The organism is Bisgaardia hudsonensis, from assembly GCF_004345785.1.
GTDB classification, from domain to species: domain Bacteria; phylum Pseudomonadota; class Gammaproteobacteria; order Enterobacterales; family Pasteurellaceae; genus Bisgaardia; species Bisgaardia hudsonensis.
The window spans coordinates 121,963-137,444 of the sequence record NZ_SLXI01000004.1; the positions used below are offsets into that span (position 1 = coordinate 121,963).

Here is a 15,482-nt window from a genome sequence, read left to right on the forward strand (position 1 = left end):
GGCGAACTTAACGTTCGCCTTAGAAAAAATTAGTGAGTAATTATTTCCAGCCTTTTGCCTTGCAAATTAGATCATAAGCCGATTGGATTTGTTGTGCTTTTTCTTTTGCCATTTCAAGCATTTCTTTTGGTAATCCTTTAGATACTAGTTTATCAGGATGATTTTCATTCATTAAACGGCGATAAGCTCGTTTTACTGTTTGGCGATCATCTGTTGCAGAAACACCTAATACTTTATAAGCATCTTCAAGAGTTGGTCCTGATGAGCGTTGATAGCTATGTCCTTGATAGTTTCCTTGTTGATAATGCCCACCAGATTGTTGTTGATAGAAACCACCTTGAGAAAATTGACGAGCAGCAAACTCCATTGCAAGCATTTGTTCAAATTGAAATCTTGATAGTCCTAATCCTTCTGCAACAACATAAAGTACTTCTTTTTCATTTTCGTGTAGTTCATCATCTAAAAAAGCGGCTTTAACTTGCACAGTTAAAAACATTCTTAATAGATCGGCTCGTTGTCCGCAACCAATACGGAATTCTTGGATAACTTTGCGTAATGGAAAATCAACCTGTTTGCCACGATTAAAGGCATCTTGTGCTGATTTTCGCCCTGCATCATCTAAATTCATTTGCTTCATTAAATTAGTGGCAAGTGCTATATCATCTTCAGTAATGCGGCCTTTTGATTTACTTAAATGTCCCAGTACCGCAAAAGTTGTTTGGGTAAACAATTCTTGGCGTGTAATTTTATTTTTGAAAAAGCTCGAGTTAACACGACCCATTTCATAGATTTTTTTATCACCTAAATGACCTAAAAACGCTCCTAAAATTGCACCAAAAAAACCACCAAATCGCCAGCCAACGATAAACCCAAGTATCTTGCCAATAAAACTCATTCTATTCTCCAATTTTTCTCAAAGTACGGTCGTTTTTTGTAAAATTTTTACAACTTTATTAGAACATCAATTTATGAAAAAATTCATAAAATCTGCCCGCACTTTTCATTTATTCTATATACCGTATTGCTCTCGATAAGCTCTCATTGCAGGTAAATATTGCTGATAATGATTATCTTGCTCAATAAACTGCATTAGATCATCGAAATCAATAATAGATAACACATTGCATTGGTAATCACGCTCTACTTCTTGAATAGCGGATAGTTCTGTTTTCCCTTTTTCTTTCCGATTTAAAGCAATGACTACCGCACTGAGTTGGGCATTGTTAGCTTGAATTAAATCCATCGCTTCTCGAATAGCAGTTCCCGCTGTAATGACATCATCAACCAACAATATTTTACCTTGTAATTGACTACCAATTAAATTGCCACCTTCTCCGTGATCTTTTGTTTCTTTACGGTTAAAGCAAACTGGTTTATCTAAGTTAAATAAATTAAATAGTGCCACAGAAACCGTCGTACCAATAGGGATACCCTTGTAGGCAGGTCCAAAGATTACATCATAATCTAATGAACTGGAATGAATAGCTTTTGCATAAAACTCGCCTAAACGAGCTAAATCTGCACCAGTATTAAATAATCCAGCATTGAAAAAATAAGGACTTTTACGCCCTGATTTTAACGTAAATTCACCAAATTTAAGTACATTTCTACTTAATGCAAATCGAATAAATTCTGATTTATATGCTTGCATAATTATTTCACCTATCTCTTACTTTTCACTTTTTAATGCTTCACGTTGTGCTACAAAAATTTGTTCACAACCTTGTTTTGCTAACTCTAGTAATGTTAATAATTCTTGATGACTAAATGGTTCGCCCTCGGCAGTACCTTGTACCTCGATCATTCTGCCATCTTCCATCATTACCACATTCATATCAGTTTCTGCGATACTATCTTCTACATATTCTAAATCACAAATCGCTTCACCCTCTACAATGCCGACTGAAATAGCGGCCACTAATCCTTTGATTGGGTTAGTTTTTAAGGTTCCTTTTTCAAGTAAAACATTTATAGCATCAATCAATGCCACACAAGCACCCGTAATTGAAGCAGTTCTTGTACCACCATCAGCTTGGATAACATCGCAGTCTAAAGTAATCGTATTTTCCCCTAGTTTTTCTAAGTCGATCATTGCACGTAATGAACGAGCAATTAAGCGTTGAATTTCCATTGTTCGCCCACTTTGTTTGCCTTTTGCAGACTCTCTTTGCATACGACTGTGAGTTGAACGTGGCAACATACCATATTCGGCAGTAACCCAGCCTTTGCCTTGCCCTTTTAGAAAACGTGGAACACTTTCCTCAATTGAGGCGGTACAAATTACTTTCGTATCACCAAATTCAACAAGTACAGAACCTTCAGCGTGTTTAGTGTAATGACGTGTAATATTAATTGTGCGAGGTTGATTTATTGCTCTTGCATTTGGTCGCATAAGTATTCCTTTATAATTTACTCAAAAAATGATGTCCATTTTAACACGCAAACTGACAGAAACGAAATTTAACAGTACAATACTAAATTATTTATTACTACTTATTAGTAATAATCATATTGAAATATTAAGGGAGTTTTTATGATTTATAGTATGACCGCATTCGCTCGTATAGAAATAAAAAAAGAGTGGGGCGATGCAGTATGGGAAATCCGCTCTGTTAACCAACGTTATTTAGAAAACTTTTTTCGTTTGCCTGAACAGTTTCGAGGATTAGAGAATACCTTGCGTGAGAAATTACGTCAAAAACTCACAAGAGGTAAAATTGAATGTAGTTTACGTTTAGATAATAAAAAGCAGACTATTACAGAGCTAAATGTGAATAAAGAATTGGCAAACCAAGTTATTCAATCTTTACAATGGATTAAACAGCAAGCAGGCGAAGGAGAAATTAGCTTAACAGATGTGTTACGTTATCCCGGTGTTGTAGAAACACCAGAGCAAGATCTTGATGTAATTAGCCAAGATTTATTAGTTGGATTTGATGATCTTCTTAATGATTTTATTACAATGCGAGCAAGAGAAGGGGAAAAATTACAGGATATTATTGTACAACGCCTTGATGGCATTGATGTGGAACAGCAAAAAGTGCGGAAACAAATGCCTGAGATTATTCAATGGCAACGTGAGCGTATTCAACAACGTTTTGATGATTTACAAATACAAGCCGATCCACAACGTATTGAGCAAGAAATGGTATTAATGGCACAACGCTTAGATGTTGCCGAAGAACTAGATCGTTTACAGCTACACGTTAAAGAAATTCGTGCAATTTTGAAAAAAGGTGGTGCTGTCGGACGTAAACTCGATTTTATGATGCAAGAACTGAATCGAGAAAGTAATACATTAGCCTCAAAATCAATTAATGCAGAGGTTACCGCTTCCGCCGTTGAACTAAAAGTATTAATTGAACAAATGCGTGAACAAATTCAAAATTTAGAATAAGGATAGAATATGTTTATTCAGCTTGAACAATATAGTTTGATTTCAATATCTGGCGAAGATGCACAAAAATACCTACAAGGGCAACTGACTACGGATGTGAATAAATTAGTGATAGGTAGCTCTACGTTGACTGCTCATTGTGATCCTAAGGGAAAAGTAAATTCATTATTTCGTCTTTATAAAGTAGGGGAGCAACAATTTTATGTTGTGATAAGAAAAAATTTAATTCCTTTTGCACTTACTCAGCTAAAAAAATATGCGGTATTTTCTAAAGTTACCTTCAATGAATTAAATTGGCAACTGATCGGGATTGTGGCAAATAATCAAGATGATCTTAATCACAAGTGCGGTCAGATTTCGGCTAATTTTACTATTGAGATAGGGGACAATCGAGCTATATTAGTAAGTGAACAGATACTTACTATTGAATTTGAACAAGATTTTATTTATTGGGATAAGCTAGATATTCAAGCTGGATTGCCGATTTTTTCGGTGGAAGCTCAAAATGAATTTATTCCACAGGCACTGAATTTACAAGTTATTGAAGAAGCGATTTCTTTTCAAAAAGGTTGTTATATTGGGCAAGAAATTGTTGCTCGAGCAAAATATCGAGGTATTAATAAACGGGCAATGTTTGTTTTCTCTGCGATAACGACAGAACAGCCACAAATCGGCACTGAAATAGAAATGCAATTAGAAAGTGGGTGGCGTAAGACTGGGTTTATCTTAAATACAGTTAATTTTGACGGTGTTTTATGGTTACAAGTGGTAATGAATAATCAACTAGAAAATAATATGGTTTTCCGATTAGCTGAAAGTCATAAAGAATTAACAGGCGTTACACTACCTTATGAATTATAACAATTTGGATCTGAATGCTTAACAAAATACAAAAAATAATTTTAATTTTGACCGCACTTTTATGGTTATCTGGGTGCGGTACGCTAGTTAAGCTAGTGGATCCTACTGATAAATATTATGCTTATGCGGGAACGCAATATGATTGGAAAATGGCACAGAAGTGGGGGTTACCACTTTTAGATTTGCCACTTTCTTTTATCTTAGATACAGCATTATTACCTTATGCACTTTCAGAAGAAGAAAACTAATAAACGATGAAATTAAATTCACAACAGCAACAAGCCGTAGAATATGTAACTGGTCCTTGTTTAGTTTTAGCTGGTGCAGGCTCTGGTAAAACTCGGGTAATTATTAATAAAATTGCTTATTTAATTAATGTGAAACATTACTTACCAAAACATATTGCTGCTGTTACTTTTACTAATAAAGCTGCTAGAGAAATGAAAGAGCGTGTTGCTCATTCCATTGGTAAGGAAAATAGCCGTGGCTTGATTGTTTCAACTTTCCACACTCTTGGTTTTGATATTATTAAACGAGAATATAAGCATTTAGGATTTAAATCTAACATAACTTTGTTTGATGAATATGATCAAATCGGCTTATTAAAGGAATTAACGGCAGATTATTTAAAAGAAGATAAGGATTTACTCAGAGAGCTAGTGGCAACTATTTCAAATTGGAAGAATGATTTAATTCAACCTAAACAGGCTCAAGCTATCGTTCGGGATCAGAAACAGCAAACCTTTGCAAAATGTTATGAGCGTTATTTTCATCAAATGCGAGCGTATAATGCGTTAGATTTTGATGATTTAATTATGTTACCTACTTTACTTTTTAAACAAAATGAAGAAGTGCGGTCAAAATGGCAACAGAAAATCCGTTATTTGTTAGTTGATGAATATCAAGATACCAATACGAGCCAGTATGAATTAATTAAATTATTAGTAGGGGAGCAAGCCGATTTTACAGTGGTAGGTGATGATGATCAATCTATCTATTCTTGGCGTGGAGCAAGACCACAAAATATGGTTCGTTTGAAAAATGATTTCCCTAATCTGAATGTGATTAAATTAGAACAAAATTATCGTTCAAGCCAGCGGATTTTACATTGTGCCAATATTCTTATCGCCAATAATGATCATGTTTTTGATAAAAAGTTATTTTCCACTTTAGATCAAGGTGAGAAATTACAAGTGCTTGAAGCAAAGAATGAAGAACACGAAGCTGAAAAAGTAGTGGGAGAGTTAATTTCTCATCGCTTTATGAGAAAAACAAAGTATCGTGACTATGCTATTTTATATCGTAGTAATCATCAGTCGAGATTATTTGAAAAAATTCTGATGCAAAATCGTATTCCTTATAAAATTTCTGGTGGAACATCATTTTTTGCAAGGGTAGAAGTTAAGGATATGATGGCTTATTTACGCGTATTAATTAATCAAGATGATGATGCAGCATTATTACGCATTATTAATACGCCAAAAAGAGAAATAGGTACTGTAACGTTAAAGAAAGTTGGTGAGTTAGCTCAAACAAAACATATTAGCTTATTTGAGGCTATTTTTGATTTTGAATTAATCCAAAATGTAACGCCAAAAGCCTATACGGCGTTACAAAATTTTGCTCGTTGGATTGTTGAACTTAGTGATGAATTGCTACGTGGCGATCCCCTGAATGTTATTCGGAGAATGTTATCACAACTGCATTATGAAGAATATCTTTATGAATATGCAAATAGTCCTCGTGCTGCGGAAATGCAGGCAAAGAATGTTTCTACATTATTTGAATGGATTGCTGATATGTTAAAAGGAGATGATTTTAATGAGCCGATGACATTAAACCAAATAATTGCGCGTTTAACCTTACGAGAGATGTTAGAGCGTGGTGAAGATGATGAAGACAGCGATCAAGTGCAATTAATGACATTACACGCATCTAAAGGCTTAGAATTCCCTTATGTGTTTATTATTGGAATGGAAGAAAATATTTTGCCTCACCAAACAACGATTGATGAAGATAATGTAGAAGAAGAACGGCGTTTAGCTTATGTAGGGATCACAAGGGCACAGCAATCTTTAACTTTTTCACTTTGCAAAGAGCGTCGTCAATTTGGTGAACTATTAAGACCAGAACCTAGTCGTTTCTTATTGGAATTACCCGCAGATGATATTGTCTGGGAGAGAGATAAGGTAACAATAAATGAAGAACAGCGACAACAGGAACTTAATACTGGATTTGCAAGTTTAAGGGCTATTTTACAGGGAAAGCAGGGAAGTTAGTCTTTCAGGAAAAGTTTTTGTAGATAAAGTATTCAAACAAATATTTTTTCTTAAAAAGGAATTGACTTATTTTCAGAAAAAAGTATCATACCGCCCACAAACCGTAAGAAACGGTGAGATGGCCGAGAGGCTGAAGGCGCTCCCCTGCTAAGGGAGTATGGGGTCAAAAACTCCATCGAGGGTTCGAATCCCTCTCTCACCGCCATTTATTTGATGCACCCGTAGCTCAGCTGGATAGAGTACTCGGCTACGAACCGAGCGGTCAGAGGTTCGAATCCTCTCGGGTGCGCCATTTTATTAGGCTCTATAATAAAATGTGAGTGAAAACTAATTGAATAAATTAACTGGTTTGTAAATTAAATCTGCACCCGTAGCTCAGCTGGATAGAGTACTCGGCTACGAACCGAGCGGTCAGAGGTTCGAATCCTCTCGGGTGCGCCATTTAATTCCTCATATCTGATTTTATTTGTTATTATATCTTTTCTTTTATCACATCGAATTTTTTTATTTTTAGACTGGATTGGTTTTTTTGGTAGGTATATCTAAACTAAATATTTGTCAATTTATGAGACTTGATTTTGCTTATTTATTGCAACGAGAATAGCAAAATTATTTTTGAAAAAATTACATTTATTCATAGTATTCAAATTCGTTACCAAAAATAATAGTACTTTGAATAAGTACTATTTTATAAGTCGAACCAAGGTTATTTGGTATGTCTTCTAATCCATTGCATAGCCATTTACAGGTAATAAGTTACCATCTAAATAGGCTTTATCATCAATAAGTGATAAACGTCCATCAACAAACCATTTGACTACCATCGGATAGATAAGCTGCTCTTGGGTTTTTACACGTTGTTCAATATCAGGGATTTCATCATTATCAAAAATTGGTACTTTTGCTTGTAGAATGATCGCTCCACCATCAACTTCTTCATTAACAAAATGCACTGTTGTTCCGTGTTCTTTATCGCCAGCATTGAGAGCTTGTTGATAAGTGTTTAATCCTGGATATTTAGGTAATAGAGAAGGATGAATATTTAAAATTTTCCCTTTGAACATTCTTGTGAATTCAGGGGTTAAGATCTTCATATAGCCAGCTAGGACAATTAAGTCAGCATTACAATTATTTATATAATCAGCAATTGCCATATCCATTTCAAGATTTGTATTGTAGTGGTTACGTAAAAAAACTTGCGTAGGGATATTTGCTTGTTTTGCTCTTTCTATACCTAGTACATCAGCTTTATTGCTGATAACAGAACAAATCTGCCCATCAATTTGATCAGAATGACAAGCATCAATCAAGGACTGCAATGTGAGTCCTTGACCAGAGATTAAAACGACAATTTTCTTTGCCATTATTTGATAACTACTTGTTGTTCATTTTCTTGGGCTTGCTCAATTTGTCCAATCAACCAAGCTTTTTCTCCAGCTTGATTTAACAATGCTAGAGCAGTATCTACGTCTTCTTTTGGTAATGCAATAATCATTCCTACACCACAGTTAAAGGTACGATACATTTCATGTTTATCGATATTACCTTGTTCTTGTAGCCATTTAAAAATAGGTTGCCACTGCCAAGTACTCTCATCAATAACGGCTTTCACAGAATGAGGTAATACTCTTGGAATATTTTCCCAGAAACCACCACCAGTTAAGTGACAAATCGCATGTACATTAGTATGTTTAATTAATTGTAAAAGTGATTTTACATAAATTTTTGTAGGGGCTAATACTTGATCTGCAAATGGTTTTCCATCAAGTTGTGTTTCTGCTGGGTTGATACCAGAAACCTCAATAACCTTACGAATCAAAGAATAACCATTAGAATGTGGGCCACTTGATCCTAAGGCGATTAACGCATCACCAACTTTGACTTTACTTCCATCGATGATATCTGATTTTTCTACTACTCCGACACAAAAACCAGCTAAATCATAATCACCAGAATGGTACATTCCCGGCATTTCTGCGGTTTCACCACCAACTAATGCACAACCAGATTGTTTACAGCCATCTGCGATGCCTTTAATCACACTAGCAGCGACATCAACATCAAGCTTGCCCGTTGCATAATAATCTAAAAAGAAAAGGGGCTCTGCACCTTGAACAACTAAATCATTAACGCACATCGCTACCAAATCAATACCGATAGTATTATGTTTATTTAAATCAATAGCTAGACGTAATTTAGTCCCAACACCATCTGTTCCTGATACTAAAATAGGTTCTTTATATTTGCTTGGTAAGGCGCATAAGGCACCAAATCCCCCTAATCCACCAATAACTTCTGGACGAGTAGTACTTTTGACGTCTGATTTAATTCTATCTACTAAAGCATTTCCTGCATTAATATCCACACCAGCATCTTTATAACTTAATGATTGTTTAGTCACGGTTTCACTATCCTATTAAACAAATTGAATAAATAAACTGTTGTTATTGTAACACGCCTCAGCAATCGTTTGCGAATACTTTTATGCATTGAGATTATGTCTTCATTAATATTATTATTTTCTAAGGCTGAAATATATGTTATTTTATCAAAAAGAAAGATTAGAATATAGAACGGTAGTGTTAGATCTAAAACATAACATATTGAAGTAGTAATAGAAATCAGGAGAAAGTTAGATGAAAAAGATTATTTTATTTGTAGTTACTTTTAGTCTGATTGCTTGTTCTTCTCCTAAAAAAACACCACCTTTAAGTGTCGATCTTGTACGTCCTACATTAATAAAGTCTGGTTATATAAAATTATCTCGTGAATATCAAGATTATGTTGATATTCATTCAATAAAAATTGATGATAAAAATCAGCATTTAGTCCATTTAAATCTTGTTGAAAATTTAGATAAGGGGGCATTTGTTTCGTTCGATGATCCTAATATATATGCAAAGTCTATAGTAAGACAAAAGGTATTAAATTGTGAAAGTAATCGTTTAATACAAAAAAATGCTAATCAATATTTTATGGATTTTTGGGGAGAATTACCAATCAAGGGAAATACTAAAAAAATAGTTGAAGATTCAATAACTCTGAAAAAAGGAACCGCGCTTTATGCTATTAAGCAGGCTTTTTGTAAAAAACTTGATCGAGTATGGTAATCAGTGAAAAGGGAAATCATAATTTCCCTTTGATTTAATGACGATTTATTTTATGTTTAAGTTATTTTTCAAGGTTCTGCGTTTGCGAATTTTTATATTTAACATTTCAACAATAACAGAAAAGCTCATTGCAAAATAAATATAGCCTTTTGGAATATGGAAATCTAATCCCTCTCCGAGTAATGCAACACCGACTAAAATGAGGAAAGAAAGAGCCAAGACTTTTAATGTCGGATGATTTTCAACGAATTCACCAATCGATTTAGATGCGACCATCATAACTCCAACTGCTAAAATAATAGCAATAATCATTACTTCTATTTCATCCGCCATTCCAACGGCGGTAATGACGGAATCCAATGAGAAAACAATATCTAAAATAGCAATTTGTACTAATACAGATAGAAAGTTGGCTTTGGTTTTATTATGCTCTTCTAAATCCTCTTCATTACTCATAGAATGATGAATTTCACTGGTACTTTTAGCAACTAAAAATAATCCGCCAATTAATAAAATTAAATCTCTACCTGAAATTTCATTTTGTAAAATAATAAAGAGAGGGGTTGTTAATTTCATTAACCAAGATAAAGAGAGTAGTAATAAAATTCGCATTGCCATTGCAAGACCTAAGCCAATAAGTCTTCCAGATTGCCTTTGCTGTAAAGGTAATCTGCCTACGAGAATACTGATAAAAATAATATTATCAATGCCTAATACAATTTCTAATGATGTTAATGTTAATAATGCGATCCAGGCTTCTGGATTAGTGAGCCATTCAAACATAATATTTCCTAATAGTCAGTCGTTCAAGTTAATAGTAATTTTACTCTAAATATATAATTACATCTCATTATTTTTCATATAAAAAATTATTTAGAATATCCGCAGTAAATTCTTTCCGTAAATAAAAACCTAAAGGTAATGTGTCAATAATCTGACCATATTGATCAATGCCTTTTGTGGTAGAACGGCTATTTGCTCCTTTGGGACGAAGCTGTAACACCTCACCTAATTTAGCATTAATTAAGGTGAGTTTTCCTAAGGTAATATATTCCATTAATTCTTCCCAGTCCCTTTTTAAGCGTTGTTCTTGTTGTAGGCTGGGTTCCCATAAAATAGGGTAACCAATATGGCGTTTTGCTAGTGGAATATGGCGTTCTCCTTCGACAGGTATCCATAATACTTTCTTTAATTTATTTTTTACGTGACTAGATTCCCAGCTTACTCCAGAGTTTTGTGTTAATGGGGCAAGGCAGACAAATGTTGTTTCTAAAGGCTTACCTTGAGAATTGACCGGAATGGTTTTTAATTCAATGCCGAGATGTTGAAAATCTTGTTCTGGTTTGCTACCAGCATTTGCACCTAGAGCAGTTTCGAGTAATGTACCTACCCAACCTTTGTCTCTTGTTAAATTTTCGGGGACAGGGATTGATAATTCTTTAGCCAGCTCGGAAAAAGTTAATCCTGCTAAAGATTTAGCACGAAATAAAAGCTCTTGTTCTGTTTTTGGGGTCATAAATGCCTTTAAATTATAAAGTGCGGTATTTTTTTAGGAACTTTGGTTTAACTTCTTCAACCCCTTTGTCTTTGTAGTTAATTTTTTCAAGGGACAATAAGTATCGTTTAACAGCCAATCCGCCTCCAAATCCCGTTAATTCTCTATTTTTACCTAAAATTCGATGGCAGGGAATGATAATACTAACTGGATTTCGACCTACCGCACCACCCACAGCTCTGACTGCTTTCGGATTATTAATAATAGCAGCTAATTCACCATAACTTGATATATCCCCATAGGCAATTTTTCTTAATGCATTCCAAACAGAACGCTGAAATTCAGTTCCTTGTGCATAATTAATTTCTATATTGGCAAAGGTTTCTTTCTCTCCATTAAAATAGCGAGTTAAAGCTTCTGCTGTTTTTTTAAATATTGGTAAATTATCATTTAAAATCCAATTGGGATAACAAGTCATTTTCTCTTTATCAAAATTCAGATGAATAAGACAATTATTTTTTGCAAGCATTAGTAATTTACCAACGGGAGAGGAAAAATAGCAATAATAAATATTATTCATAATATACCTAAAAAGAAAAAGCCTATCAAAGATAGGCTTTATTATCTTATATTTTAAAAAAATTAGAAACGATAGTTAACATTTAGTCCATAAATATTGACTTTTGCAGTGGAGGAGAAAGGAATTCCTTCTTCTTTAAAGGTATTTTTTTGACCTTTAACATAGGCGTAAGCCAAATCTACATCTAAATTCGGTGTAACTTTATAAGTTGCACCAATACTATACCAAGTACGATCGGTATCTGGAATAGAAATTGTTTTATGATCATTTGCAGCGCTTTCATCATAAGCAATACCTGTGCGTAGAGTTAATACCTCATTAACATCATAGGTAGCCCCTAAAGCAATTTTAAGACTATCTTTAAACTTTTCTGTTTTTTGGAATAAGACGTTATTTGTGTTTCCAACGGCTTTTAACTCTTTAAATTTACTCCAAAAAGTTTGTTTAACACTATAATGAACAGCAAATTTATCGGTCATTTTGTGATAACCAGAAAACTCTAAATAAGCTGGTAAAGGAAGTGTTAATGAGCCAGCTTGATTTACTTGAGATAAACCAGCAGGTAATTCATCAGAATATTGACCGTTAAATTTAATATTTACTTGTGAATGGTAAGCTAACCCTACACGGTTGTTTTTATTAAATTCATAAACTAAACCAGCATTCCAGCCCAATCCCCATTTTTTGCCTTCTAATCTTCTTAATACAGTTGATTTAGGTAATGTACTTAAAGCATCAGCTGCGTTTTTAGTCATTAATGCTTCTTTAGCCATAATTGCTCTAGTAGCAGGATCATTGGTAGCTTGAGCCATTTGTTGAAGTGTTTGTGCTTTTTTATAATAGGATAGTTCAACAAGTCCTTTATGTCTTTCAATTTGTGCATCTGCATAAATAGCATTAACACCTAAACCAAATGTTAAATTATCTAAAACACGATATGAACCACTTACATTAAAATTAATGGTTTTTAAGTGAGTTTTTCCACCAAAAAATCCAGCATTATAATCTTTATCAAAATCAGTAGCTAAACCATAATTAACATTAACCCCAGAACCTAATGCAAATTTATCATTTATTGGATATACCGCATAAAAATTAGGTGCAATAGCATTTGGCGCAATATCCTTATGTGAAGCATCAAATGGACCTATTTTACCTTTAATGTCAACTTTAGGATCAATATAAATAGCACCAATAGAAATTTCAGGTCTATTAAATAAACTCATTAGTGCTGGATTGGTTGCAACCACTGCGGCATTTTCGGCATTAGCCGCATCGCCAGAATAAGCTCTACCTAGACCTACAGTTGATATTTCAGCTAATTGGAATGCTGCTGCGGATGCTTCGCCTGCACTAATTAATAGCACAGAAGAAATTAAAGTTTTTACGAACGTATGAGTTTTTCTCATATTAGAAGCCTTTAGATTTTATTTATGTGGTTAAAGTTTGTAGGGATTGTAAAGAAACTATTCTTATTGAGCAAATTAAATAGGCTAAATAGGTAAGTGTTCCGACCAGTAAATAGTAGTTTTTCTCATCTGTAAAAGTTTATTCGAGCAATGTGATTTTGTGAGAGATAAAATAGTGGTAGAATATTGTTAATTTTTATAACATCGTTAAATACAATGATTTGATAATAAAGGACAAAAAAATGACAAAAGAAACAGAATTACAATGTAAAGCAGAAGAAGTACAGGCTTGTTGTTGTGTTGATGTAGGGACAGTTATTGATAATACCGATCTTACAGTAGATTTTTCTCAAAATTATCAAACAGAAGAACAAGCAAAAGAGGCTTTGGCTTATTTAACACAAAAAGCGAAAAATGCAGCAAGTGAACCTTGTGAAATAGTAAGTCATATTTCACAAGTGGATAATGAATATAATTTAAAAGCCAGTTTTACGTTTAGCTGTCAAGCTGAAACGATGATTTTTCAATTATCGACAAGATAATTATTCTATTGATAAAAAATACCGCACTTTTATGGTTAAAGTGCGGTATTTTTTTATTCTATTTTATTCTTTTATGGCTACAAGAAAGACCAGAGTAAAATAGCGAGTAATTGTGGCGAGATAATTCTTAGGAACATCACCAATGGATATACTGTAGCATAAGACAATGCTGCTGCTCCGCTATCTTCTTTTATTGCATTCGCAAAAGCTAATGCTGGAGGATCAGTCATTGAACCAGCGAGTAACCCACAAAGTGTTAAGTAATTTAATTTGACATATAATCTTGCAATAATACCTACGGTAATTAATGGTACTAAAGTAATAATCATACCATAGCCCATCCACTCTAATCCTGCACCATTAACGAGGGTGTCAATAAAACTACCGCCTGATTTCAATCCTACAATCGCAAGGAACAGAACAATACCGATTTCTCTTAATGCAAGGTTGGCACTTGGTGGCATAAACCAATAAAGTTTACCGATACTTCCCACACGAGCTAAAATCAGTGCGACAACAAGCGGTCCTCCAGCAAGACCTAGTTTTAATGCGACAGGGAAACCGGGAATATGGAATGGAATAGAGCCTACTAGTACCCCTAGACCAATTCCAATAAATACAGGGAGCATTTGTACGTGTTGTAGTTTTTGTTGTGCATTACCAATAACACCGATTGCATTGTCAATCATATCACTTTGACCAACAACGTGTAGCACATCACCAAATTGCAATGTCGTATTGGCAGAAGGTACTAATTCGATACCAGTACGGTTAAGGCGGGAAACAACAACACCGTATTTTTGATGAATACCTAATTGTTTAATTTTCTTACCTAGTACTTTTTCATTCGTAACCACTACACGTTCTGAACGTAAATTGCCTTTTAAATGGGCTTTTGGTAAGTCAACTTCTTCACCAATAACTAATTTTAGCTTTCTCAGTGTTTTGCCATCACCAACTAAATGAAGAATATCACCTTCTTGTATTTCCGTATTCGCTTGAGGTACACTTAGATTTTCGCCTCGCCTTAAACGAGAACAAACCACATCATTGCCATCAAAGCCTGGTATATCCACTAAGGCAATTCCCACTAAATTAGGATTGGTTACACGAAGATTAATTGATTTTAGGCTTTCTTTATCTTGTCCATTTTCTTTCTCAAAATTTTGAGCTTCATCATCTACTTTGATTTTGAAAAATAGACGAACTAACCACATAGAAAGTAGAATGCCACAAATCCCAAAAGGATATGCCATTGCATAAGCCATACCCATTGTACTTGTAGTGCCTTTGAGTCCTAATTCATCAAGTATTTGTTGTCCTGCACCAAGTGCTGGAGTATTTGTTACCGCACCAGAATAGATACCCAATATTACATCTAAAGACACATTACCAAATTTATATAAAACGATCACACAAAGTGATCCTAATAAGATAATTAATGTAGCAAGTGCATTTAATTTCAAACCAGATTTACGTAATGATGCAAAGAAACCCGGACCAACTTGGATACCTATCGTATAAACGAATAAGATCAAGCCAAATTCTTGCACAAAGTGCATTGTATGTGGATCTAACTTTAAACCATATTGATTTGTAAAATGAGCAACGATGATACCACCAAAAAGCACGCCACCAATTCCTAAACCAACTCCCTTAATTTTCCAATGCCCAATCCATAAGCCAATAACGGCAACAAGAGCAAGGATACCTATCGTGATTGCTATATCACTCATTTGCACCTCATTAAATAATAAAAATAAACTAATGGTATTATATTCGGTCTATTCTCTTTTACAAACCGATTAC

Annotated in this window: 16 protein-coding genes and 3 tRNA genes; 9 read left to right on the forward strand and 10 right to left on the reverse strand. The window is 34.3% G+C overall.

Annotation, left to right across the window (positions count from 1 at the left end):
- Nucleotides 1-40 precede the first annotated feature (40 nt).
- The 3 genes from djlA to rph form a co-directional block, all read right to left on the reverse strand.
- The gene (gene djlA, locus EV697_RS06615) at nt 41-895 is read right to left on the reverse strand and encodes a co-chaperone DjlA (RefSeq protein WP_132023914.1); all 855 of its coding nucleotides are present in this window, start codon (nt 893-895) and stop codon (nt 41-43) included.
- A gap of 114 nt (nt 896-1,009) precedes the next feature.
- Nucleotides 1,010-1,651: an orotate phosphoribosyltransferase gene (gene pyrE, locus EV697_RS06620; RefSeq protein WP_132023916.1), complete on the reverse strand. Its 642-nt coding sequence runs from the start codon at nt 1,649-1,651 to the stop codon at nt 1,010-1,012.
- Between the two features lie 18 nt (nt 1,652-1,669).
- On the reverse strand, nt 1,670-2,392 hold the full coding sequence (gene rph, locus EV697_RS06625; protein ID WP_132023918.1) for a ribonuclease PH: 723 nt from the start codon (nt 2,390-2,392) through the stop codon (nt 1,670-1,672).
- Between the two features lie 141 nt (nt 2,393-2,533).
- On the opposite strand from rph, the gene EV697_RS06630 reads away from it, so the two are divergent.
- From EV697_RS06630 to EV697_RS06660, 7 genes are all read left to right on the forward strand, one after another.
- Nucleotides 2,534-3,397: a YicC/YloC family endoribonuclease gene (locus EV697_RS06630; protein ID WP_132023920.1), complete on the forward strand. Its 864-nt coding sequence runs from the start codon at nt 2,534-2,536 to the stop codon at nt 3,395-3,397.
- A gap of 9 nt (nt 3,398-3,406) precedes the next feature.
- A complete protein-coding gene (ygfZ, locus tag EV697_RS06635) occupies nt 3,407-4,258 on the forward strand; it encodes a CAF17-like 4Fe-4S cluster assembly/insertion protein YgfZ (RefSeq protein ID WP_132023922.1) in 852 nt (283 codons plus the stop codon).
- Nucleotides 4,259-4,272: 14 nt separating this feature from the next.
- The gene (locus EV697_RS06640; protein ID WP_132023924.1) at nt 4,273-4,506 is read left to right on the forward strand and encodes a YceK/YidQ family lipoprotein; all 234 of its coding nucleotides are present in this window, start codon (nt 4,273-4,275) and stop codon (nt 4,504-4,506) included.
- 6 nt (nt 4,507-4,512) lie between these two features.
- Nucleotides 4,513-6,537, forward strand: coding sequence for a DNA helicase Rep (gene rep / locus EV697_RS06645; RefSeq protein ID WP_132023926.1), 2,025 nt, complete (start codon nt 4,513-4,515; stop codon nt 6,535-6,537).
- A gap of 112 nt (nt 6,538-6,649) precedes the next feature.
- Nucleotides 6,650-6,742, forward strand: a tRNA-Ser gene (locus EV697_RS06650).
- Between the two features lie 10 nt (nt 6,743-6,752).
- Nucleotides 6,753-6,829 (forward strand) — tRNA-Arg (locus EV697_RS06655).
- A 72-nt stretch (nt 6,830-6,901) separates the two neighbouring features.
- Nucleotides 6,902-6,978 (forward strand) — tRNA-Arg (locus EV697_RS06660).
- A gap of 281 nt (nt 6,979-7,259) precedes the next feature.
- Here the strand turns inward: EV697_RS06660 and purN are convergent.
- Nucleotides 7,260-7,901, reverse strand: coding sequence for a phosphoribosylglycinamide formyltransferase (gene purN / locus EV697_RS06665; RefSeq protein WP_132023928.1), 642 nt, complete (start codon nt 7,899-7,901; stop codon nt 7,260-7,262).
- On the reverse strand, nt 7,901-8,938 hold the full coding sequence (gene purM / locus EV697_RS06670) for a phosphoribosylformylglycinamidine cyclo-ligase (RefSeq protein ID WP_132023930.1): 1,038 nt from the start codon (nt 8,936-8,938) through the stop codon (nt 7,901-7,903). The genes purN and purM overlap by 1 nt, the downstream gene beginning before the upstream one ends.
- Nucleotides 8,939-9,173: 235 nt before the next feature.
- On the opposite strand from purM, the gene EV697_RS06675 reads away from it, so the two are divergent.
- On the forward strand, nt 9,174-9,647 hold the full coding sequence (locus EV697_RS06675) for a surface-adhesin E family protein (RefSeq protein ID WP_132023932.1): 474 nt from the start codon (nt 9,174-9,176) through the stop codon (nt 9,645-9,647).
- A gap of 45 nt (nt 9,648-9,692) precedes the next feature.
- Here the strand turns inward: EV697_RS06675 and EV697_RS06680 are convergent, their stop codons facing one another.
- The 4 genes from EV697_RS06680 to EV697_RS06695 all read right to left on the reverse strand — a co-directional run bounded on the left by EV697_RS06680 (nt 9,693) and on the right by EV697_RS06695 (nt 13,131).
- Entirely contained in the window at nt 9,693-10,430 is a 738-nt protein-coding gene (locus tag EV697_RS06680) for a TerC family protein (protein ID WP_132023934.1), read from the reverse strand.
- A gap of 67 nt (nt 10,431-10,497) precedes the next feature.
- Nucleotides 10,498-11,163 (reverse strand): DNA mismatch repair endonuclease MutH, encoded by a 666-nt coding sequence (gene mutH, locus EV697_RS06685; protein WP_132023936.1) that lies wholly within the window; start codon nt 11,161-11,163, stop codon nt 10,498-10,500.
- Between the two features lie 13 nt (nt 11,164-11,176).
- Nucleotides 11,177-11,722, reverse strand: coding sequence for a methylated-DNA--[protein]-cysteine S-methyltransferase (locus EV697_RS06690; protein WP_132023938.1), 546 nt, complete (start codon nt 11,720-11,722; stop codon nt 11,177-11,179).
- Between the two features lie 62 nt (nt 11,723-11,784).
- The gene (locus EV697_RS06695; RefSeq protein ID WP_132023940.1) at nt 11,785-13,131 is read right to left on the reverse strand and encodes a porin; all 1,347 of its coding nucleotides are present in this window, start codon (nt 13,129-13,131) and stop codon (nt 11,785-11,787) included.
- A gap of 242 nt (nt 13,132-13,373) precedes the next feature.
- On the opposite strand from EV697_RS06695, the gene EV697_RS06700 reads away from it, so the two are divergent.
- Nucleotides 13,374-13,673, forward strand: coding sequence for a YfcZ/YiiS family protein (locus EV697_RS06700; protein WP_132023942.1), 300 nt, complete (start codon nt 13,374-13,376; stop codon nt 13,671-13,673).
- 77 nt (nt 13,674-13,750) lie between these two features.
- Here EV697_RS06700 and EV697_RS06705 read toward each other — a convergent pair whose 3' ends face one another.
- Entirely contained in the window at nt 13,751-15,409 is a 1,659-nt protein-coding gene (locus tag EV697_RS06705) for a putative transporter (protein WP_132023944.1), read from the reverse strand.
- Between the last annotated feature and the right edge of the window lie 73 nt (nt 15,410-15,482).

What these genes read in the sequence shown, in the direction of transcription:
- djlA (WP_132023914.1), bottom strand. Translation starts at nt 895, where the DNA reads ATGAGTTTTATTGGCAAGATACTTGGGTTTATCGTTGGCTGGCGATTT.
- pyrE (WP_132023916.1), bottom strand. Translation starts at nt 1,651, where the DNA reads ATGCAAGCATATAAATCAGAATTTATTCGATTTGCATTAAGTAGAAAT.
- rph (WP_132023918.1), bottom strand. Translation starts at nt 2,392, where the DNA reads ATGCGACCAAATGCAAGAGCAATAAATCAACCTCGCACAATTAATATT.
- EV697_RS06630 (WP_132023920.1), top strand. Translation starts at nt 2,534, where the DNA reads ATGATTTATAGTATGACCGCATTCGCTCGTATAGAAATAAAAAAAGAG.
- ygfZ (WP_132023922.1), top strand. Translation starts at nt 3,407, where the DNA reads ATGTTTATTCAGCTTGAACAATATAGTTTGATTTCAATATCTGGCGAA.
- EV697_RS06640 (WP_132023924.1), top strand. Translation starts at nt 4,273, where the DNA reads ATGCTTAACAAAATACAAAAAATAATTTTAATTTTGACCGCACTTTTA.
- rep (WP_132023926.1), top strand. Translation starts at nt 4,513, where the DNA reads ATGAAATTAAATTCACAACAGCAACAAGCCGTAGAATATGTAACTGGT.
- purN (WP_132023928.1), bottom strand. Translation starts at nt 7,901, where the DNA reads ATGGCAAAGAAAATTGTCGTTTTAATCTCTGGTCAAGGACTCACATTG.
- EV697_RS06675 (WP_132023932.1), top strand. Translation starts at nt 9,174, where the DNA reads ATGAAAAAGATTATTTTATTTGTAGTTACTTTTAGTCTGATTGCTTGT.
- EV697_RS06680 (WP_132023934.1), bottom strand. Translation starts at nt 10,430, where the DNA reads ATGTTTGAATGGCTCACTAATCCAGAAGCCTGGATCGCATTATTAACA.
- mutH (WP_132023936.1), bottom strand. Translation starts at nt 11,163, where the DNA reads ATGACCCCAAAAACAGAACAAGAGCTTTTATTTCGTGCTAAATCTTTA.
- EV697_RS06690 (WP_132023938.1), bottom strand. Translation starts at nt 11,722, where the DNA reads ATGAATAATATTTATTATTGCTATTTTTCCTCTCCCGTTGGTAAATTA.
- EV697_RS06695 (WP_132023940.1), bottom strand. Translation starts at nt 13,131, where the DNA reads ATGAGAAAAACTCATACGTTCGTAAAAACTTTAATTTCTTCTGTGCTA.
- EV697_RS06700 (WP_132023942.1), top strand. Translation starts at nt 13,374, where the DNA reads ATGACAAAAGAAACAGAATTACAATGTAAAGCAGAAGAAGTACAGGCT.
- EV697_RS06705 (WP_132023944.1), bottom strand. Translation starts at nt 15,409, where the DNA reads ATGAGTGATATAGCAATCACGATAGGTATCCTTGCTCTTGTTGCCGTT.